This window comes from Dorea sp. MB18-49, from assembly GCF_023669465.1.
Classification (GTDB): domain Bacteria; phylum Bacillota; class Clostridia; order Lachnospirales; family Lachnospiraceae; genus Dorea_A; species Dorea_A longicatena.
Window position 1 is genome coordinate 77,460 of the sequence record NZ_JAMOYX010000001.1, and the last position, 20,771, is coordinate 98,230.

Consider the following 20,771-nt stretch of genomic DNA (forward strand, 5'->3'; position numbering starts at 1 on the left):
TCCTTTAATCCCTGAGTTCTTTTCCTGTGATCTCAAGGAAGACATCATTGAGAGTCGGAAGCTCGGAGAAGACGCGTCCGAATGGAATGTCCTGTTCCTGCAGGTAATTCAGTACCCGGATCAGATTGTGTTTTGCACCGCTGCAGCGTAGGATCATTGTCTGATCTTTGTATGATAAGTCAAATACATGTGAAAGGGAGCGGATATCTGCCAGGTTGTTTTTCGTTAACGCAACCGCTTCGATCGTGATCGTCTCACCGGTCTTGATCATTTTTTTTAGTTCCTCGGTTGTGCCGGAAGCAAGTACACGGCCATGATCAATGATCGCGATACGGGTACAGATCTGTTCCACCTCTTCCATGTAGTGAGAGGTATAGATGATGGTAGATCCCTGACGGTTGAGTTCCAGAATCCCTTCCAGAATCTTATTACGGCTCTGAGGATCTACAGCAACGGTCGGTTCATCCATGATGATGAGTCTGGGCTTATGGACAATGCCGCATGCGATATTCAGTCTTCGTAGAAGTCCGCCGGAGAGTTTCTTCGGGCGCATCTTACGGAAATCGGACAGACCGGTGAATGCGATGGCCTCTTCCACGAGTTCTCTTCGTTTTTGTTTGTCTCTGATATAGAGTCCGCAGAAATAATCGATGTTTTCATAGACGGACATCTGCTCAAAGACGGCAATGTTTTGCATGACAACACCGATATCCTGCTTGATATCGTAGCTGTCCGGCTTCATATCCTTTCCAAAGATCGTGATCGTTCCTTTGTCATATTTTAACAGTGCGAGCAAGCAGTTGATGGCGGTGGTTTTACCGGAACCGTTTGGTCCGAGCAGTCCGAAGATCTCACCTTCTTCGATGTCGAGTGACAGGTGGTCAAGCGCTAACAGATCACCGTAACGTTTTACAAGATTTTCTATATGTACAAGCATAAGATTTCCTCCTTGATGATTTGTTACTTGTAGTATAGCGGATGGCTGATTATAATGGTAGTGTCACCGGTCATAAATTGAATGTGACAAATGTAATATAGGAGAAAAGAATGAGAAAGATAACAGATGAAGGATTTTTGTTCCTTTACGGAGCAGGACTTCTGGTAACAGCGGAAACAGGGATTCCGGCGGTTATCATTATTCTGTTTGCGTGTATCTATACCTGTGTGAATCTGGTAGGGAAAGAAAAGTATCTGCATTACATTATGACGATTGCTTTCGTGGCAGTCGGAATTGTTTTTAAAGAAATGTGGATGTTTCTTCCGGTAGTTTTATATAATATGCTATGCTTTTATTCTCCGGTTTATATAGGGGTTGGTGGTATAATCGTGGCCTGTGAGGCGCCGGCGTTCCGGGAATATTACGGGCTGGAAAAAGAGATGCTTATTGTTGCCGGGCTGGCAGCAGCAGTTCTGTTATATGGACGGACCAGGAGGCTAAATGAATTGGAGCAGGAATATAAAAGGGCCAGAGATGACAGCAGAGAACTGACACTGATGCTGGAAAAGAAGAATCAGGATCTGCTGGAAAAGCAGGACACAGAAGTATATCTGGCCACACTGAAAGAAAGGAATCGTATCGCCAGAGAAATCCATGACAATGTGGGACATATGCTGTCGCGATCCATCCTGATGGTGGGAGCGTTAAAGACTGTTAATCAGGCTGAGAATCTGAAAGTCCCGATGGAGCAGCTGGATCAGACGTTGAACGAAGCCATGACGAATGTAAGACAGAGCGTGCACGATCTGCATGATGAGTCGGTAAATTTAAAAGAAGTGATGGAATCGCTGGCAGAAGAATTCCGTTTTTGTCCGGTACAGCTTACTTATGATATGGGATATGATATTCCAAAAGAGATCAAATACAGCTTTATAGCCATTACGAAAGAGGCACTGAATAACGTGATGCGCCACAGCAATGCAAATGAGGTGAAGATTTTGGCAAGAGAACATCCCGGACTATATCAGCTGATCATAGAAGATAATGGAACGTCAGATGAGCGGATCCGGCCAGATGGAGACTGGGAAGAATATGCCGAGAAGGAAAGTGCCGGAAAGACCGAAAACGCTCGAAAAACAGAAAATACAGAAAGCAGCGGAATCGGGATCGAGAATATGAAAAAACGTGTCCGCATGCTTGGCGGAACCATGCAGATCCAGAAAGAAAATGGCTTCCGTATATTTATTACGGTTCCTAAAAATGAGGGAAAAAGATGAAGATAGTAATTGTAGATGACGATATCCTGGTATCCAGTGCGTTAAAGACAATTCTGGAAGCAGGAGGAGAAGTAGAAGTAACCGGCACCGGACAGGATGGAAAAGATGCCGTCCGGTTATATGATGAACTGCTGCCGGATGTTCTTCTGATGGACATCCGTATGAAGGACATGAACGGTCTGGATGCCGCAGAACAGATTTTGAAAAGGCATACGGATGCAAAGATTCTTTTGCTTACCACGTTTTCCGATGATGCGTACATCGTAAAAGCATTAAAATATGGTGTGAAAGGATATCTGATAAAACAGGATTACGGCAGTATCCTTCCGGCATTGCAGGCGGTGCAGATGAATCAGACCGTATTCGGAACTGAGATTATGTCCAGAATCCCGGGATTGCTTCAGAAAGAGCAGAAAGAAAAAGAGCAGACATTTGACTGGAACAGTTACGGAATCGGAGAACGGGAACTGGAGATCACAGCACTGGTTGCTGAGGGACTCAGTAACAAAGAGATATCGGAGAAAGTCTGCTTAAGCGAAGGAACGGTCCGGAATTATATCAGCAATGTGCTCGAGAAACTGGAATTAAGAGATCGGACACAGCTTGCGGTGTATTATCTGCAGAGAAGCAGAAAATGTGATAAGAATAAATAGGAGCAGAGAAAAAATAAATGGAAGAAAAAAGTAAATATACAAAAACAATCAACTGGAAGCAATTCTACCGGAATGTATTCGCTCTGGTCATCCCGATCGCAATCCAGAATCTGATCAATGTCGGAGTTACGGCGACGGATGTGATCATGCTTGGAAAGGTTGGAGAGAAAGTGTTATCCGGGGCATCTCTTGCAGGACAGATCCAATACATCATGACACTGATCTTTTACGGAGTGACCTCCGGAGCAACGGTTCTGACGGCGCAGTACTGGGGGAAGAAAGACACCAGAACGATAGAGAAAGTCCTGGGTATGGGATTAAGTGCCGGACTCATCGTTGCAGTAGTATTCGCAGGAGCAGCCCTTGGCATGCCGGAGACACTGATGCGGATCTATACCTCTGATCCGGAAGTTATTGCAGAAGGAGTAAAGTATTTAAGAATCGTAGGATTTTCCTATGTGTTCATGGCGGTGACACAGGTGTATCTGAATATTATGCGCAGTATCGAGAGGGTAATGGTGGCTACATTTATTTATCTGATTTCATTGCTGATGAATATTGTGGTAAATGCGGTTCTGATCTTCGGACTATTTGGATTCCCGGTAATGGGAGTAAGAGGTGCGGCAATCGGTACGCTGTGTGCCAGAGCAGCCGAGACAGTGATGGTTCTCGTTTATGCCATCTTCCGAAATAAAGTAGTAAGGATCCGGCTTAAAGATATGGTGAAGATCGATAAGGTTCTGTTAAAAGATTTCGCAGTTTATTCTATGCCGGTGGTATTAAATGAACTGATGTGGGGACTGGGAACGTCGGCGAATACGGCGGTGATCGGGCATCTTGGAAGCGCAGCAGTGGCAGCCAACTCGGTTGCGCAGGTGGCAAGACAGCTGGCAACAGTCGTAACATTCGGGATTTCCCATGCAACGGCGATCTATCTCGGCAAGACGATCGGGGAAGGCAAGATGGAACTGGCAAAAGCATACGGAAAACGTTTCGTGTGGTTAAGTCTGATTCTTGGAATCCTGGGTGGTGTGCTGATACTGATCTCGGCACCAATCGCCAATGCGAATCTGGCACTGACCGGACCGGCAAAGAATTACTTAAGTTTCATGTTCTTCGTTATGTCGTATTTTACTGTGGCACAGGCATTTAATACCACAATGGTAGTGGGGGTATTCCGTGCAGGCGGAGATACGAAATTCGGATTGATCATGGATGTATCGACGATGTGGGGATTCTCCATTTTACTCGGGGCAGTGGCGGCATTTATTTTGCATGCCAGTGTGCCGGTCGTCTATGTTATACTGATGAGTGATGAACTGATCAAAGTACCGATTACTTTAAAGCGGTATTTGACATACAAGTGGCTGAGAGATGTCACAAGGGAACAAAAAGAACTGGAGGAAATGTAAAATGATCGTATTAAGCAAGGAGCAGATCGAAGAAATGGTTGATCCGGATCAGATGATGGATCAGATCGAAGAGGCATACCGGATCTATGGATCAGGTGAGTTCTATATGCCGCCAAGACCGACGGTAGAACATGAAAATAAGCAGCTCATGTATATGCCATGTTACACAAAGGATATCATAGGGACAAAGATCCTGTCGATCTTCCCGGAGAATTCCAAACTGGGACTGCCGTCGATAGATGGTATCGTGTTACTGAATGATTATACGACAGGCGCGCCGCTTGCTGTTATGGACGGGCAATCGGTAACGGCATGGAGAACCGGAGCTGTCGGCGGTGTGGGGATCCGCCATCTGTCAAGAAAAGACTGTCGCACCGTAGGAATCATCGGAGCAGGAATGCAGGGATTCCATCAGGCTGTGTATGCATGTGCGGCAAGAGATATCCATACCGTATATGTGTTCAACCACAGTGACCGTGATTTGACAGATTATCTGGAAAGACTGAAAAAAGCTATTGATAAGGAAGACGTAAAGGTAGTACAATGTAAAGCAGTGGAAGAGCTTGTACGAAACAGTGATATCATCTGTACAACAACTCCTTCTACCACACCTGTTCTTCCGGATGATAAAGAACTTCTGAGAGGAAAATGCATCATTGCGATCGGCTCTTATATGCCGGAAATGAGGGAAATCCCGGATGCAGTACTGGATCTGGTGGACAATGTATACATTGAACTGCCATACGCATGTGAGGAAAGCGGAGATCTAAGCCAGCCTCTGGCAAGTGGAAAACTTACAAAAGACCGGGTAAAACTGATGCATGAATATCTCGTATCGGGGGAAAAAGAGATCAAAGAAGGTCAGACAACATATTTCAAATCGGTTGGAATGGGATTATTTGATGTGTGTATCGCACAGAAATTATATGAAGTAGCAAAGGAGAAATAACATTATGAAAATCGTAGCAACAGAAAAAGCACCAAAGGCACTTGGACCATACTCACAGGGATATGTACACAACGGAGTACTGTATACAGCAGGACAGATCGCAATCAATCCGGAAGTGAATGATGTAGAAGCAACTACAATTGAAGCACAGACAGAGCAGGTATGTAAGAACTTAGGAGAGGTCTTAAAAGAAGCTGGAACATCATTTGACAAGGTATTAAAGACAACATGCTTCCTTGCAGATATGAGTGACTTTGCAGCATTCAACGAAGTATATGGAAAATACTTTACATCAAAACCGGCAAGAAGCTGTGTTGCAGTAAAGACACTTCCAAAGGGAGTTCTGTGTGAAGTAGAACTTATTGCGGCTGTAGAGGAGTAAGATAAATGGCAGAAGAACAAAAAACAGGCTGCAGCCCGTCCGATTGTGCGGGCTGTTCCCATGCAGGTGAATGCGGAAGCAAACCGCAGAGTCTGATCAAACCGGAAAATAAAAAATCACACATCAACCATGTGATCGCAGTTGTCAGCGGAAAAGGCGGCGTTGGAAAATCTATGGTTACCGCATCGCTTGCAAGGCTGATGAGAGAACAGGGATTTTCTGTAGGTATCATGGACGCAGATATCACAGGTCCATCCATTCCGAAGATGTATGGAATCCATGAAAAAGCAAAAGGGGATGGAGAAAATATTTTCCCATGTGAGGCAAAGGATGGAACGAAGATTATGTCCATCAACCTTTTACTTCCGGAAGAAGATGATCCGGTTATCTGGAGAGGTCCGGTCATCTCAGGTGTTGTCACACAGTTCTGGACAGATGTTGCATGGGGAGAACTGGATTATCTCTTCGTAGACATGCCGCCGGGAACCGGTGATGTACCGCTTACCGTATTCCAGTCCCTTCCGGTAGAAGGCATCGTGATCGTAACTTCCCCGCAGGATCTGGTACGCATGATCGTAAAGAAAGCCTACAATATGGCAGGACAGATGGATATCCCGGTACTCGGAATCGTCGAGAACTACAGTTATCTGGTATGTCCGGACTGCGGACGTAAGATCTCCGTATTCGGCGAGAGCCACATCGACGAAGTGGCAGAAGAACTCGGCGTTCCGGTCATCGGTAAGATGCCGATCGATGCAAGTCTTGCAGAGGCAGTGGAGAATGAGAACTTTGCAGAAGTAAGCAATGATTATCTTGCGGAAGCAGTGAATAAGCTTTAAGAGATGGAGATAAGAAGATGGTATTTGGCAGAGTTGAAATGCTTTGACAGGTACCATCTTTTGTGATAAATAATTAACTTATGGATTTACTGTTGACTTAAAGGACATAACTTGTTGTGCTAATTGCATGGTTGATGGGTGGATTTGTGAGATACATATGTGCAAAGTGCATAAATGAAGTGAAACGTATTATTTTAATAAAATGCGTAGAAGGAAGCAAAGATATCATGCAGCATAGGAGCTGAAGGGGCATGCAGAAACTCTCAGGTAAAAGGGAACGAATTCGGACGACGCTCTGGAGAACAATAAGAATTGTACCGAAGAAGTAATCTTTCAGGTAAAAGGACAGAGGCAGACAAAAAACACTTTTGAAAAGAAAGTATTTTTTGCCTGCTTTTTTAGTGCTCAAAATAGGGAATGGGCGCGAAAAGCAGGCAGATTCCGAAGGAGGTAAAAACAAATGAACAGAATCGAAGATGTAACAAACTACATCACAGAATGTGACAAAGAAGTTGGGGAAGCACTTGCATTAGAGCTTGGCAGACAGAGAAGAAATCTGGAGCTGATTGCATCTGAAAATATTGTAAGCCCGGCAGTGATGCTGGCAATGGGAACCGTACCGACCAATAAGTATGCAGAAGGTTATCCGGGAAAGAGATATTACGGCGGATGCGAAGATGTAGACATTCTGGAGAATCTGGCAATTGAAAGAGCAAAAGAATTATTCGGATGTGAGCATGTATGTGTACAGCCGCATTCCGGAGCCAATGCCAATACTGCAGTGTATCAGGCACTTCTCGAACCAGGCGATACCGTTATGGGCCTGAACCTTGCACATGGCGGACACCTGACACATGGTTCACCGGTGAATTTATCCGGAATCTCGGCAATGGATATCGCAAAAGGTCTGCTGGACAATGGTATTCATCCGCCTACAATGTATTTCCCATTGATCGTGGATGAAGCACTGATGGTAGAGCCAACCGAGACCGAATCGAAAGAAACGCTGGATAATGCGATCGCAGTATTCCGTAAGTTATACGAACTGGCAGGAACAGATCCTGAAAAAGCGAGGCATTGATATCCATACTTCTGCGGCAGTACAGGGCGTAACAGTAGAAGGAGAGACCTGTACCTGTCACTATATAGAGAAAGAAAAGGAACAGGAAGTGACAGCAGAGTATGTGTTGTGTGCAGTGGGACGCTGTCCGAATACAGATGGACTGTTTGGAGAAAATGTAAAACCGGATATGGAACGCGGACGTGTGCTGATGAACGAAAACTTCGAATCCAGTATCCCGGGAGTCTATGCAATCGGTGATCTGATCTTTGGTGCACAGCTTGCACACGCGGCAAGCGCACAGGGAATGGTTGTAGCTGAAAAGCTTGCCGGAAAAGAACCATCCATAGATCTGAGTATCGTTCCAGGATGCGTTTATACAGATCCGGAGATTGCATCTGCCGGAATGACAGAAGACAAGGCGAAAGAAAAAGGAATTGCCGTAAAATGTGGTAAATTCATCATGAGCGCAAATGGTAAATCTATCATTACACAGGAAGAGCGCGGCTTCATCAAAGTCGTAGCCGAAGAAGAAGTAAATTGTTATTTAGTTCATCAGACCGGTTACGCGGACCGGAATAAAGGATTCCTAACTTTTATTCCGGTCCGGGCAGCCTTCGCTTAATGCATTAAACAGCAATCGAATAATACACCGCCGAATAAGCCGAAAGATCCAGCACAGCCTTCCCGTCCGTAACCTTCACTTTCTTCTTCGTATACTTCTTACATCCTCCAAAAGTTTCATCATCACTAGCCAGAATCACTTCCAGTTCTTTCGCATCTTCCACCGGAAGTTCATACCCTTTCTGATCCTCATCCGAGAAATTAAAGACAGCGGCAATACGTTCTTTGCCATCCGTTCTTTCAAAAGCGTAGATACAGCGTTCTTCCTGATGACAGTCCAGCCAATGGAAGCCGGCGTTTTCATAGTCTTTTGCGGAAAGAGCCGGAGTTGTCATATACAGATGATTCAGTTTCTGCATGAAGTGATGGAATGCATCGTGAATTGGATACTTCAGGATATCCCAGTCCTGTTCACGTTTTTCATCCCATTCACGGAGTTGTCCGATCTCATTCCCCATGAAGTTTAATTTCTTTCCAGGATGTGCATACATGTACATATAGAAGGCACGTGCCTGTGGGAATTTCTCTTCGTATTCTCCATGCATTTTCTGGGCGATGGTTGCCTTTCCGTGAACCACCTCGTCATGTGAAAGCGGAAGAAGGAAAACATCGTTATAATAGTACATCATGGAGAACGTAAGCTTGTGATAATCGCGGCTTCTGTATTCCGGTGCGGTGCGGAAGTAGTCAAGTGTATCGTTCATCCAGCCCATATCCCATTTGTAATCGAATCCAAGTCCGCCCTGATCAGCAGGTTTTGTTACGCCTTCGAAAGAAGTAGAATCTTCGGCAGAGAGCATAGCTGTCGGGTGCAGTGTTTTTAATCCGCGGTTCATTTCACGAATAAAGTCTACTGCATTATTGTTGACACCTCTTGCCGGTTCACCCTGCCAGTAAATGATACGGCTGATTGCATCCATACGGATTCCGTCCACATGATATACGCTTAACCAGTAGTTCGCAGCAGACTGCAGGAAGCTTCGGACCTCGCCTCTGGAATGCATGAAGTTGCAGCTTCCCCATTCGCTGACACCAACGTCCTGATGTGGATATTCATAAAGTGAAGTTCCGTCATAATCGGCCAGTGCATAATGATCAACGGCAAAATGTACCGGCACGAAATCCATGATCACACCGATGTCGTTCTTGTGGCAGGCATCAATGAATTTCATCAGTTCTTCGGCAGTTCCATAGCGTGATGTCGGGCTGAAGAATCCAGTATTCTGATATCCCCAGGATTCGTCACACGGGTGTTCGCTGAGCGGCATGATCTCGATATAGTTATAATCATTTTCCTTAAGATAAGGGATCAGGATGTCGATCATTTCTACATAAGTGTACCAGTCGTCTGCTTTTTCAGAAGGCTTCTTAAATGAGCCGAAATGCAGTTCGTAGATATTGAGTGGTTTGTCCTTGCATACTGAACGCTTCTGCATCCATTTGCTGTCTTTGAATTTGTAATGGGACAGGTCGCGGATGATAGACGCGAAGTTCGGACGGAGTTCCATGCCGAAGCCGTAAGGATCGCAGTGCTCTACGCAGTTTCCGTCCTGTCTGTAGATGCGGTACTTGTACATCATGCCCGGCTTTGCACCTTTGGCATAACATTCCCAGAAATTTCCGTCATAAGTTTTATTAAGTTCCCATTCCTGCCAGTCGTTAAATTCCCCAATGACTGTAATGCGTGATGCAGCAGGTGCAAAGGTACGGAATGTGGTTCCGTCTTTGTCCGGGTGTGCGCCGAGAAATTCATAGGCGTCGAATATTTTTCCTGTGTAAAATCCGTAAAAATCCATATTAACCTCCGTAAAAATGCAACGTAAATAATTAACTGCCGAAAAGATAATGGACAGTAGTTGCTTTTTTGATCTATAATCATATTATAAGAGAAATGCGAGAAGGTATCCACCGACAAAACCGACGAATGGGTGGATAACCGACGAATGGGAAAAAGTGTCGGGAAAGTGAGAAAATGAAATGGATCTTAGGATTGAGAAAACAGAGCGGGGAATCAAGAATGCATTTATCGAACTGCGTTCCAGAAAACCTCTGGAAAAGATAACAGTAAAAGAATTATGTGAAAGTGCAAGGATCAATAAGTCTACCTTTTATGCACATTATAAAGATATCTACGATCTGTCAGATGCGATGGAAGAAGAAGTGGTACAGTCGATTGCGAACAGTATTCAGCATCCGGAATATCTTCTGGAGCATCCGGCAGAATTCGCAAGGGAACTTCTGATGGCCTATATATCTCAGAATTCTCTGACGGCAATATTATTTTCCGGCAGTCAGGCAAATCATTTCGCGGACAGTATTGAGCGGAGTATCAAGCAGATGATTTTTGAAAAATATCCGGAGTTTGAAGAAGATACGGCGATGAACGTGATGTTGAGTTTTTGCATTCAGGGAAGCTACCATGCTTATCAGAAGAACCGGAGCGGAGATATCATGACGGTGATCGATGTGATCGCAGGGATGACGGGAGCGGTTCGACCGATGTATGAAGAACGATTGGGGGAGAGCAGATCATGAATCTGGAACAACCGTGTATCCGCATTTCGGTGCGGAATCTGGTGGAATTTATATTGAGACATGGAGACATTGACAACCGGACCGGCGGGGCAGATAAGGAGGCTATGCAGCAGGGCGGCCGGATACACCGGAAAATCCAGAGACAGCAGGGGGCAGAGTACCGTGCAGAGGTCTCGTTAAAGTATCAGATAGCGTGCGATGGATTTATCCTGAGTGTAGAAGGAAGAGCGGACGGGATCATAGAACTTCCGAAGCGTGTGGTGATCGACGAGATCAAAGGAGTATTTAAGGATTTGAAACGTCTGAAAGAACCGCAGCTTTTACATCTGGCTCAGGCAAAATGCTATGCCTATATCTATGCAGAACAGAAAAATCTGGAAGAAATCGGAGTACAGATGACGTATTGTAATTTAGATACCGAAGAAATCCGGAGATTCCAGGAGGTATATACCCGGGCAGAACTTAAGAAATGGTTCGAAGAACTTGTATCAGAATATGAAAAATGGGCAAGATACCAGATGGAATGGAGAGCCAAGAGAAATGCTTCAATCAAAACAGTGGAATTCCCATTCGAATATAGAGACGGACAGAAGAAACTGGTTGCGTCGGTATACAGGACAATTTTGAGAAAAAAGAAATTATTTATTCAGGCACCGACCGGAGTCGGCAAGACAATGGCGGCCGTATTTCCGGCGGTGAAAGCAGTCGGGGAAGAACTGGGAGAAAAGATCTTTTATCTGACGGCGAAGACAATCACCAGAACGGTGGCAAGTCAGGCATTCGAGATCCTGAGGAAGCAGGATCTGAAGATGAAAGTCATCACATTGACGGCAAAAGAAAAGATCTGTTTCTGTGAGGAAACTATCTGTAATCCGGATGCATGTCCATATGCCAAAGGACATTTTGACCGTGTAAATGCTGCTGTTTATGAACTGCTCACATCGACAGATGAGATGAGCCGGGAAGTACTGGAAGAACAGGCAAGGAAATGGAATGTGTGTCCGTTTGAAATGGCACTGGATGTATCGCAGTGGGTAGATGCGGTTATATGTGATTATAATTACGTCTTTGATCCGAATGCACATCTGAAACGCTTTTTCGGAGACGGCGTCAAAGGAGAATATCTGTTTCTGATCGATGAGGCACACAATCTGGTCGAACGTGGGAGAACCATGTACAGCACCAGTATTTGCAAGGAAGATTTTCTGAAAATCAAAAAGCTGGTAAAATACGGAGAACCGAAACTTGTCTCGGCGTTGGAGAACTGCAATAAGCAGCTTCTGGAGTTAAAAAGAGAATGTGACGGCTGCCAGATACTGAATAGTGTGTCACATGTGTATATTAAGCTATTGTCTTTGATGACAAAGCTGGAAGAGTTTATAGAAGACTGTAAAGATGAAGTAATACGGAAAGGGGTACTGGAGTTTTACTTTGGTATCCGTAATTTCATATATATTCATGACCGGCTGGATGAAAATTATCTGATTTATTCAGAACTAAGTGAAGAAGGAAAGTTTTACCTGCATCTGTTCTGTGTCAATCCGGCGGGATGCCTGCAGGAATATATGGGAAAAGGAAATAGTACGATATTATTTTCGGCAACATTTCTTCCAATCAATTATTATAAGAAACTGTTATCTGCGGCAAAGGATGATTATGCGATCTATGCAGAATCTCCATTTGAACAAAGCAAAAGATTACTGCTTCTGGGAAATGATGTCAGCACGAAGTATACCAGACGCGGACCGGAGATGTACCGTAAGTATGCAGAATATATGATGCGTGTGATAAAAGGAAGAACAGGAAATTATCTTGCCTTTTTCCCGTCTTACCGATTTCTGGAAGAAGTGTGGGAAACATTCATGGAACTGCCGCAGGAACAGATTGAAGTTGCAGTACAGTCCCAATATATGACGGAGCAGGAACGGGAAGAATTCCTGAAAAAATTCGAACAGGAAAGAGCACACAGCCTGATCGGCTTCTGTGTGATGGGTGGTATTTTTTCAGAAGGAATTGATCTGACGGAAGATAAACTGATCGGGGCAATGATCATCGGGACAGGACTTCCGCAGGTGTGTCTGGAACGGGAACTTTTAAAGTATTATTTTGACCGGAAGAATCTGAATGGATTCGATTATGCTTATTTGTATCCGGGCATGAATAAGGTGCTACAGTCGGCAGGACGAGTCATCCGGACTGATCAGGACAGAGGGGTGATTGCACTTTTGGATGAACGTTTTATGGACCAGCGGTGCCAGGAGGTGTTTCCGAGGGAGTGGAATGATTTCCAGATCTGTAACAGTGAAAATATCGAAGAAAAGATAGCAGGGTTCTGGAAGGAAGAACAGATGGATAAGAGGTAAGCAGAATCAGAAAAATATTATTTATAGAAAAATATATTATAGAACAATATGATAGAAAAAAATACCATGAGGGACATATGCCACATGGTATTTTATACGAAAGTAAATAAAAGTAGCTGCCACCGGTAGTTCTCCAGGGATACTTTGGCAGGAAAAAGAGTTTGTAAACATATTAAAAATAAGATAAAAACTCCTGTGCGGCTTTGGATACCGGAACCTTCTCGTTATGCGCAATGACAAGTTCGCGTTCCGGAAGCGATTCCTTCGTCTCAACAATGAACAGAGAATCCGAATCGGCTGTCTGGGAAAGACAGAAATCCGGAATAAATGCGATTCCAAGTCCGATGCGGGCAAGGTCGATCAGAAGGTCATTACTGCTGAGTTCGATCTCCGGAACCAGATCCAGCTGATTCTGAAGAAACAGGTTGTGCAGATATTCACTGGTTGTACTCTTTCTGTCCAGCATAAGGATCGGGTAGTCCAGAAGTTCTTTGAAAGAAACCTTCTTTCCTTTTAATTCTTTAAATGCTTCATTGGCAATGAACACATCCTGGAAATCTTTGATCTTTTTCACATTCGGAACATTTCCGAGATAGGAATTCGGTGAATTGACAACGATCAGATCCACCTGCCCGGTCTCCAGGAGTTCTACGCAGCGGATCGATGTCGCATTCGTAACCTTGATATGCGCTCCCGGAAATTCCCGGTGGAAGCGTTCCAGATAAGGCACCAGGAAATAACGGCAGATCGTATCACTGGCTCCGATGTGAAGCTGTCCTCCGCGTGCGCCGACATCGAGAAGCTGGCTTTCCCCACGCTTGATCAGGCTGATCGCCGGTTCGATATGGCGCAGAAGAATCTCTCCTTCGGTAGTAAGACGTACTTTCTTGGTGCTTCGGATGAATAAGGTCTGATCCAGCTTTTTCTCCAATGCCTTGATCGACTGGCTGACAGCCGACTGCGAGATAAACAACTGCTTGGAAGCTTCCGAAAAGCTTAAGGTGGAAGCTACATAGTAAAATACTTTATATAACTCATAGTTAATATCCATGATAAGTCCTCCTAATGAATCTTAACTGTATTATAAGTGAAATGAAAGAAAATTACAACCGTATTTACAATAGAAGTGTTATAATAATGAAGAACAGGAGGAAAAAAACTTGAAGAAATTAACAACGCTCATATCGGTTGTGGCCATGATGTGTGCAGTGATCGCAGCACTTGCATTCAGTATCTGGGCGGCAGTATATGGAGACAGTCATTATGGATTTTACAAAAAAGAATACCAGAAATATGAAGTGACAGAAGATCTGGATATGAACATCGACCATGTCATGTACGTGACAGAACATATGATGAACTATCTGATCGGAAAAGAAGAGAAGCTGTCAGTTGTAACAACGGTGGAAGGAAAAGAGCAGGATTTCTTCAATGAAAGAGACCGGCTGCATATGCGAGATGTCAGGAATCTATTCCTGGGAGGTATTAAGGTCGGGGGAGTTTGCCTGATTGTAGCTGCAGCCATACTGATGATGTTTAAAAAGCGGGAAAAAGACTGGAAGAGACTTTTTTGCAGGGCATATTCGATTGCACTTGGTGTATGGCTGGTCATAGGTGTACTGCTTGGCATTGCTTTCAGTATAGATTTTACGACGTGTTTTACGATTTTTCATAAACTGTTTTTTACCAATAATCTATGGATATTCAATCCGGAGACTGATTATATGATCCGGATGCTGCCGGAAGGATTCTTTTCTGATATGGTGATCCGTATCAGTGAGGTATTTGGAGCGGTGCTGGTAGTGATATGGATCGTATTGTTCGTTATTAAAAAATATTATAAAAAGCCAGAGGAATCGTAAATCTGTAAAAATGGATTGATGGGAATGAAAATGATAAAGGATTAATAAGTACAGATTATAAAAGTGTTTAGATATATTAATTGTATTAAATAATGATTGTTGTGTTATACTAACAATAGAAAATGTGTAAAAATTCATTTATGGAGGATTACTTATGAGCAATGTAAAAAGAGTGTACGTGGAGAAAAAATCAGGATTTGATGTACAGGCCAAGGAGCTTAAGACTGAGATCCGCAGCTATCTTGGAATCAAAGACGTGGACAGTGTTCGTGTACTGATTCGCTACGATGTGGAAAATGTATCCGATGAGACATTTGAGAAAGCATGTAATGGCATCTTTTCTGAACCACCTGTAGATACATTATATAAAGAAGAATTTCCGGCAGAAGAAGGAAGCAGAATCTTTTCTGTAGAATTTCTTCCGGGACAGTTTGACCAGAGAGCGGATTCCGCTGTTCAGTGTATTCAGTTCATCAAAGAAGACGAGCAGCCGGTCATCCGTACCGCGACAACTTATGTGATCCATGGAGGAGAAGGCAGCTTATCAGATGAAGAATTTGAAGCAATCAAAGAACACTGCATCAACCCTGTAGATTCCAGAGAAGCACAGGGCGAAAAGCCGGAGACATTAGTTACCGTATTTGATGAGCCGGCAGATGTAAAAATCTTTGACGGATTCAAAGATATGGAAGAAAGGAAGTTAAAAGAATTATATGATTCTCTCGGACTTGCCATGACATTTAAGGACTTCCAGCATATCCAGAATTATTTTAAATCAGAAGAAGACAGAGATCCTTCCATGACAGAGATCCGCGTTCTGGATACATACTGGTCAGATCACTGCCGTCATACAACATTCTCGACAGAACTTACAGACGTTTCATTCGGCGACGGCGATTACAGAGAGCCGATGGAAGAGACTTACAAACAGTACATCGCTGATCACAGCGAGATCTTCAAAGGAAGAGAAGACAAATTTGTCTGCCTGATGGATCTTGCACTGATGGCAATGAGAAAATTAAAACGTGAAGGAAAATTACAGGATCAGGAAGAATCCGATGAGATCAATGCATGCAGTATCGTTGTGCCGATCGAAGTAGACGGTGTGGAAGAAGAGTGGCTTGTGAACTTCAAGAACGAGACACATAACCATCCGACAGAGATCGAGCCATTTGGTGGAGCTGCTACCTGCCTCGGAGGAGCCATCCGTGACCCACTGTCAGGACGTACATATGTATACCAGGCAATGCGTGTTACAGGAGCCGCTGATCCAACCGTATCTGTAAAAGATACATTAAAAGGAAAGCTTCCACAGAAGAAACTGGTTAGAGAAGCAGCACACGGATACAGCTCTTATGGTAACCAGATTGGACTGGCAACCGGAGCAGTAAAAGAAGTCTATCATCCGAATTATGTTGCAAAACGTATGGAGATCGGAGCAGTACTCGGGGCAGCACCAAGACGTGCAGTCATCAGAGAAACTTCAGATCCTGGAGATATCATTATCCTTCTCGGCGGACGTACCGGACGTGACGGATGCGGTGGAGCAACCGGATCTTCCAAAGTACATACAGAAGAGTCTATCGAGACCTGTGGAGCAGAAGTACAGAAAGGTAATGCACCTACAGAAAGAAAGATCCAGAGATTATTCAGAAGAGAAGAAGTCAGCAAGCTGATCAAAAAATGTAACGACTTCGGAGCAGGCGGAGTATCTGTTGCTATCGGAGAACTTGCAGACGGACTTCAGATCGACCTTGATAAAGTACCTAAGAAATATGCCGGCCTTGACGGAACAGAGATTGCAATCTCTGAATCACAGGAACGTATGGCAGTTGTTGTAGATCCAAAAGATGTAGATGAATTTATGAAATATGCATCCGAAGAGAACCTGGAAGCAACAAAGGTGGCTGTCGTAACAGAAGATCCAAGACTGGTCCTTTCATGGAGAGGAAAAGAGATCGTAAATCTTTCACGTGCATTCCTTGATACCAACGGAGCACACCAGGAGACAACCGTAGCGGTTGATATCCCGAACAGAAAAGACAGCATCCTCGTAAGAGAAGAAGTAAAAGACGTAAGAGAAAAATGGCTTGATATGTTAAAAGACCTGAATGTATGCTCACAGAAAGGTCTGGTAGAAATGTTCGACGGATCCATCGGAGCAGCTTCTGTATTCATGCCGCATGGTGGAAAATATCAGAAGACAGAGACGCAGGCAATGGTTGCCAAGCTTCCGGTATTAACAGGAGACTGCGATACCGTAAGTATGATGAGTTACGGATTTGATCCATATCTGTCAACATGGAGCCCATATCACGGAGCAATCTATGCAGTGACAGAGTCTATCGCAAAGATCGTTGCAGCAGGTGGCGATTACAGCAAGATCCGTTTCACATTCCAGGAATATTTCCGTCGTATGACAGAAGATCCACACAGATGGAGTCAGCCGTTCGCAGCTCTTCTCGGAGCTTACAGTGCACAGCTTGGATACGGACTTCCATCCATCGGTGGAAAGGACAGTATGTCAGGAACATTCGAAGACATCGATGTACCACCGACACTGGTATCTTTCGCAGTAGACATTGCAAAAGAGAAAGACATTATCACACCGGAACTTAAGAAAGCCGGAGATAAACTGGTATGGCTTCGTATTGAGACAGATAATTACGACATTCCTGTATACGAGAAAGTTATGGATCAGTACGGTAAATTTACAGAAGATATCCACAGCGGTAAGATCGTAGCAGCTTATGCACTGGACAGACATGGTATTGCGGCAGCAGTCAGCAAGATGGCATTCGGTAACGGCATGGGTGTGAAGATCGAGCACGATGTAGACGCAAGAGACTTATTTGCACCGGCATTCGGAGATATCATCGCAGAAGTACCGGCTGATAAGGTATCTGAACTTGGAATTACTTATACTGTAATTGGTGAAGTAACAGACAGCGCAGCTATTGAATATAACGATGTGAAGATTGCGTTAGACGAAGCAGTATCTGCATGGGAAGAAACACTGGAAAAAGTATTCCCGACCAATTCCGGAGCGGAAGGACAGGATGCGAAGGTGGAGACAGGATTATATGATACATCTGATATTTATATCTGTGACCACAAGATCGCTCAGCCGACCGTATTTATCCCGGTAATGCCTGGAACAAACTGTGAATATGACAGTGCGAAAGCATTCGAAAGAGCAGGAGCAAAGGTGATCACAAAAGTATTCAGAAATATGAGTGCATCTGATATCGTTGATTCTGTAGAAGTATTTGAAAAAGCGATCGAACAGTCACAGATCATCATGTTCCCAGGTGGATTCAGTGCAGGTGACGAACCGGACGGATCAGCAAAATTCTTCGCAACAGCATTTAAGAATGCGAAGATGAAAGAAGCGGTAGAAAAATTATTGAATGAGCGTGACGGACTGGCACTTGGTATCTGTAACGGATTCCAGGCTCTGATCAAGCTTGGTCTGGTACCAAACGGAGAGATTACAGGACAGCAGCCGGATTCACCGACACTTACATACAACACGATCGGCCGCCATATCTCCAAGATGGTCTATACAAAAGTAGTAACGAACAAATCTCCATGGCTCAGAGAAGCAGAACTTGGCGGAGTATACACCAACCCTGCATCTCATGGTGAAGGAAGATTTGTTGCAAATAAAGAATGGCTGGACAAGTTATTCGCAAATGGCCAGGTTGCAACACAGTACTGTGATCCGGAAGGAAATATCACAATGAACGAAGAATGGAATGTCAACGGTTCTTACTGTGCGATCGAAGGTATTACAAGCCCGGACGGACGTGTACTTGGTAAGATGGCGCATTCAGAAAGAAGAAACAGAAGTGTGGCAATGAACATTTACGGAGAACAGGATATGAAGATCTTCGAATCAGGAGTAAAATACTTCAAATAATGAATGTTCAGGTGTCTGAGACTTCCGGTAATGAGATGAAAATTGGCATCCTTGTGTTATAATAAATGCAATTTAGAGCACAATCTGTTTCATAAAAATGAATAAAACATGAGAAAAAGCACAAAACCCTTGCAAAATCTGCAAGGGTTTTGTAAAAAGTTGCAAAAAATAATAAAAACTGTAAAAAAAATCTTGCCAGATACACTTGTTTGCTTTACAATAGTAAAGGACAAAGGCGTCAGAGAAAAACAGATGGCGTAAGTCATCTGCTTTTTTATTCCAAAGCGTGTAGAAAAAACAGCCGGCGGCTGGATCGCAGCATTTGGACAAATTGTTGGACAGGGACGCTTTTGAAAAGGATACGTATATTATTTTAGGAGGTAGAAAGCTATGTCATATGTTGATGAAGTACTGGAGAAAGTAGTAGCTAAGAATCCTGCAGAGCCAGAATTCCACCAGGCAGTAAAAGAGGTATTAGAGTCATTAAGAGTTGTTGTAGAGGCTAACGAGGAGAAATTCAGAAAAGACGCTCTTCTTGAAAGACTTGTTGAACCTGAAAGACAGATCAAATTCCGTGTTCCATGGGTAGACGATAAAGGACAGGTTCAGGTTAATACAGGATACCGTGTACAGTTTAACAGCGCAATCGGACCATACAAAGGAGGATTACGTCTGCACCCATCTGTAAACCTTGGTATCATCAAATTCCTTGGATTTGAGCAGATCTTCAAGAACTCACTGACAGGACTTCCAATCGGCGGAGGTAAAGGTGGTTCTGACTTCGATCCTAAGGGAAAATCAGACAGAGAAGTAATGGCATTCTGCCAGAGCTTTATGACAGAACTTTGCAAATATATCGGAGCTGACACAGATGTTCCTGCAGGAGACATCGGAACAGGTGCAAGAGAGATTGGTTACATGTTCGGTCAGTACAAGAGAATCAGAGGCCTGTATGAAGGTGTTCTGACAGGAAAAGGATTAAGCTACGGCGGATCTTTAGCAAGAACAGAAGCTACAGGATATGGACTTCTCTATTTAACAGAAGAATTATTAAAGATCAACGGAAAAGACATCAAGGGAATGACAGTTGCAGTTTCCGGAGCTGGTAACGTTGCAATCTATGCAATCCAGAAAGCTCAGCAGCTTGGAGCTAAAGTTGTAACAGCAAGTGATTCTACAGGATGGGTATATGATCCGGACGGAATCGACGTTGCAGCATTAAAAGAAATCAAAGAAGTAAAACGTGCAAGACTGACAGAGTACAAGAACTACCGTCCTAATTCAGAATATCATGAAGGACGCGGTGTATGGTCTGTTAAGGTTGACCTTGCTCTTCCATGTGCTACACAGAACGAACTTCACCTTGAAGATGCAAAACAGTTAGTTGCTAACGGATGCGTAGCTGTATGCGAAGGTGCTAACATGCCTACTACATTAGAAGCAACACAGTATCTGCAGGAGAATGGTGTGATCTTTGCACCTGGTAAAGCTGCAAACGCTGGTGGTGTTGCTACATCTGCACTTGAAATGTCACAGAACAGCGAGAGACTTAGCTGGACATTTGAAGAAGTAGATGCAAAACTGAAGAACATCATGGTAAACATCTGCCACAACATGGACGATGCTGCAAAACGTTACGGAATGGAAGGTAACTATGTTGCCGGAGCTAACATTGCAGGATTTGAAAAAGTTGTAGATGCTATGACAGCTCAGGGAATCGTATAGAATTGGTATTTAATTTATCAGGCGACGGCTACTCGGACCGGAATAAAAGTTAGGAATCCTTTCCTGTTCAGGTTCCGTCGGCGGGTAATACTAAAGGGGCAAAATTCTGCTAAAAGCAGGCATTCAAAATTTGAAACTCGGCATACGCCTCAAACAGTCAAATTTTGAATACCTAACGCAGAATTTTGCCCCTTAAGTATTACCAACACCTTCTCCACATTCACTGGAAAG

15 protein-coding genes, 2 pseudogenes and 1 riboswitch are annotated in these 20,771 nt (G+C 43.9%); of the genes and pseudogenes, 14 read left to right on the forward strand and 3 right to left on the reverse strand.

The annotated features are described in order from the left end of the window. Positions 1 to 4: 4 nt before the first annotated feature. A complete protein-coding gene (locus NCY30_RS00445) occupies positions 5 to 937 on the reverse strand; it encodes an ABC transporter ATP-binding protein (RefSeq protein ID WP_250818382.1) in 933 nt (310 codons plus the stop codon). 110 nt (positions 938 to 1,047) lie between these two features. Here NCY30_RS00445 and NCY30_RS00450 point away from each other — a divergent pair, with 110 nt between their 5' ends. The 9 genes and pseudogenes from NCY30_RS00450 to NCY30_RS00485 all read left to right on the forward strand — a co-directional run. Further along, positions 1,048 to 2,214 carry a sensor histidine kinase gene (locus tag NCY30_RS00450; protein ID WP_250818383.1) on the forward strand — a complete coding sequence of 389 codons (1,167 nt, stop codon included), beginning with the start codon at positions 1,048 to 1,050 and terminating at the stop codon, positions 2,212 to 2,214. After that, positions 2,211 to 2,867 (forward strand): response regulator, encoded by a 657-nt coding sequence (locus tag NCY30_RS00455; protein ID WP_022415645.1) that lies wholly within the window; start codon positions 2,211 to 2,213, stop codon positions 2,865 to 2,867. The genes NCY30_RS00450 and NCY30_RS00455 overlap by 4 nt, the downstream gene beginning before the upstream one ends. A gap of 17 nt (positions 2,868 to 2,884) precedes the next feature. Beyond that, entirely contained in the window at positions 2,885 to 4,279 is a 1,395-nt protein-coding gene (locus NCY30_RS00460) for an MATE family efflux transporter (protein ID WP_022415644.1), read from the forward strand. Position 4,280: 1 nt separating this feature from the next. Next, the gene (locus NCY30_RS00465) at positions 4,281 to 5,228 is read left to right on the forward strand and encodes an ornithine cyclodeaminase family protein (RefSeq protein WP_022415643.1); all 948 of its coding nucleotides are present in this window, start codon (positions 4,281 to 4,283) and stop codon (positions 5,226 to 5,228) included. A 4-nt stretch (positions 5,229 to 5,232) separates the two neighbouring features. After that, positions 5,233 to 5,610 carry a RidA family protein gene (locus NCY30_RS00470; RefSeq protein WP_006428875.1) on the forward strand — a complete coding sequence of 126 codons (378 nt, stop codon included), beginning with the start codon at positions 5,233 to 5,235 and terminating at the stop codon, positions 5,608 to 5,610. Between the two features lie 5 nt (positions 5,611 to 5,615). Then, positions 5,616 to 6,449 carry an Mrp/NBP35 family ATP-binding protein gene (locus tag NCY30_RS00475; protein ID WP_118224492.1) on the forward strand — a complete coding sequence of 278 codons (834 nt, stop codon included), beginning with the start codon at positions 5,616 to 5,618 and terminating at the stop codon, positions 6,447 to 6,449. A gap of 285 nt (positions 6,450 to 6,734) precedes the next feature. Further along, a riboswitch (glycine riboswitch) is annotated at positions 6,735 to 6,808 on the forward strand. Positions 6,809 to 6,909: 101 nt separating this feature from the next. Then, positions 6,910 to 7,371, forward strand: a pseudogene (gene glyA, locus NCY30_RS00480) (serine hydroxymethyltransferase); the annotation flags it as partial. Continuing rightward, a complete protein-coding gene (locus NCY30_RS15280; RefSeq protein WP_442873327.1) occupies positions 7,372 to 7,530 on the forward strand; it encodes a hypothetical protein in 159 nt (52 codons plus the stop codon). Continuing rightward, positions 7,508 to 8,044: pseudogene (locus NCY30_RS00485) on the forward strand (FAD-dependent oxidoreductase); the annotation flags it as partial. The gene NCY30_RS15280 and the pseudogene NCY30_RS00485, both read left to right, overlap by 23 nt. A gap of 94 nt (positions 8,045 to 8,138) precedes the next feature. Here NCY30_RS00485 and glgB read toward each other — a convergent pair. Continuing rightward, positions 8,139 to 9,929, reverse strand: a complete 1,791-nt coding sequence (gene glgB, locus NCY30_RS00490; protein WP_173819414.1) for a 1,4-alpha-glucan branching protein GlgB — start codon at positions 9,927 to 9,929, stop codon at positions 8,139 to 8,141. A 181-nt stretch (positions 9,930 to 10,110) separates the two neighbouring features. Between glgB and NCY30_RS00495 the strand changes: the two genes are divergently transcribed. Both NCY30_RS00495 and NCY30_RS00500 read left to right on the forward strand, forming a co-directional pair. Then, entirely contained in the window at positions 10,111 to 10,668 is a 558-nt protein-coding gene (locus tag NCY30_RS00495; RefSeq protein WP_006427979.1) for a TetR/AcrR family transcriptional regulator, read from the forward strand. Then, the gene (locus NCY30_RS00500) at positions 10,665 to 13,031 is read left to right on the forward strand and encodes a helicase C-terminal domain-containing protein (protein ID WP_250818384.1); all 2,367 of its coding nucleotides are present in this window, start codon (positions 10,665 to 10,667) and stop codon (positions 13,029 to 13,031) included. The genes NCY30_RS00495 and NCY30_RS00500 overlap by 4 nt, the downstream gene beginning before the upstream one ends. Positions 13,032 to 13,203: 172 nt before the next feature. Here NCY30_RS00500 and NCY30_RS00505 read toward each other — a convergent pair whose 3' ends face one another. Next, positions 13,204 to 14,082 (reverse strand): LysR family transcriptional regulator, encoded by an 879-nt coding sequence (locus tag NCY30_RS00505; protein WP_022414968.1) that lies wholly within the window; start codon positions 14,080 to 14,082, stop codon positions 13,204 to 13,206. Positions 14,083 to 14,227: 145 nt separating this feature from the next. Here NCY30_RS00505 and NCY30_RS00510 point away from each other — a divergent pair, with 145 nt between their 5' ends. The 3 genes from NCY30_RS00510 (at position 14,228) to gdhA (ending at position 20,540) form a co-directional block, all read left to right on the forward strand. Continuing rightward, positions 14,228 to 14,893 carry a TIGR01906 family membrane protein gene (locus tag NCY30_RS00510; protein WP_431834223.1) on the forward strand — a complete coding sequence of 222 codons (666 nt, stop codon included), beginning with the start codon at positions 14,228 to 14,230 and terminating at the stop codon, positions 14,891 to 14,893. A 154-nt stretch (positions 14,894 to 15,047) separates the two neighbouring features. Then, positions 15,048 to 18,815 carry a phosphoribosylformylglycinamidine synthase gene (locus NCY30_RS00515; RefSeq protein WP_250818386.1) on the forward strand — a complete coding sequence of 1,256 codons (3,768 nt, stop codon included), beginning with the start codon at positions 15,048 to 15,050 and terminating at the stop codon, positions 18,813 to 18,815. A gap of 390 nt (positions 18,816 to 19,205) precedes the next feature. Continuing rightward, a complete protein-coding gene (gene gdhA, locus NCY30_RS00520; RefSeq protein ID WP_006427973.1) occupies positions 19,206 to 20,540 on the forward strand; it encodes an NADP-specific glutamate dehydrogenase in 1,335 nt (444 codons plus the stop codon). The last annotated feature ends 231 nt before the right edge of the window (positions 20,541 to 20,771 follow it).

What these genes read in the sequence shown, in the direction of transcription:
- NCY30_RS00445 (WP_250818382.1), bottom strand. Translation starts at nt 937, where the DNA reads ATGCTTGTACATATAGAAAATCTTGTAAAACGTTACGGTGATCTGTTA.
- NCY30_RS00450 (WP_250818383.1), top strand. Translation starts at nt 1,048, where the DNA reads ATGAGAAAGATAACAGATGAAGGATTTTTGTTCCTTTACGGAGCAGGA.
- NCY30_RS00455 (WP_022415645.1), top strand. Translation starts at nt 2,211, where the DNA reads ATGAAGATAGTAATTGTAGATGACGATATCCTGGTATCCAGTGCGTTA.
- NCY30_RS00460 (WP_022415644.1), top strand. Translation starts at nt 2,885, where the DNA reads ATGGAAGAAAAAAGTAAATATACAAAAACAATCAACTGGAAGCAATTC.
- NCY30_RS00465 (WP_022415643.1), top strand. Translation starts at nt 4,281, where the DNA reads ATGATCGTATTAAGCAAGGAGCAGATCGAAGAAATGGTTGATCCGGAT.
- NCY30_RS00470 (WP_006428875.1), top strand. Translation starts at nt 5,233, where the DNA reads ATGAAAATCGTAGCAACAGAAAAAGCACCAAAGGCACTTGGACCATAC.
- NCY30_RS00475 (WP_118224492.1), top strand. Translation starts at nt 5,616, where the DNA reads ATGGCAGAAGAACAAAAAACAGGCTGCAGCCCGTCCGATTGTGCGGGC.
- glgB (WP_173819414.1), bottom strand. Translation starts at nt 9,929, where the DNA reads ATGGATTTTTACGGATTTTACACAGGAAAAATATTCGACGCCTATGAA.
- NCY30_RS00495 (WP_006427979.1), top strand. Translation starts at nt 10,111, where the DNA reads ATGGATCTTAGGATTGAGAAAACAGAGCGGGGAATCAAGAATGCATTT.
- NCY30_RS00500 (WP_250818384.1), top strand. Translation starts at nt 10,665, where the DNA reads ATGAATCTGGAACAACCGTGTATCCGCATTTCGGTGCGGAATCTGGTG.
- NCY30_RS00505 (WP_022414968.1), bottom strand. Translation starts at nt 14,082, where the DNA reads ATGGATATTAACTATGAGTTATATAAAGTATTTTACTATGTAGCTTCC.
- NCY30_RS00510 (WP_431834223.1), top strand. Translation starts at nt 14,228, where the DNA reads ATGATGTGTGCAGTGATCGCAGCACTTGCATTCAGTATCTGGGCGGCA.
- NCY30_RS00515 (WP_250818386.1), top strand. Translation starts at nt 15,048, where the DNA reads ATGAGCAATGTAAAAAGAGTGTACGTGGAGAAAAAATCAGGATTTGAT.
- gdhA (WP_006427973.1), top strand. Translation starts at nt 19,206, where the DNA reads ATGTCATATGTTGATGAAGTACTGGAGAAAGTAGTAGCTAAGAATCCT.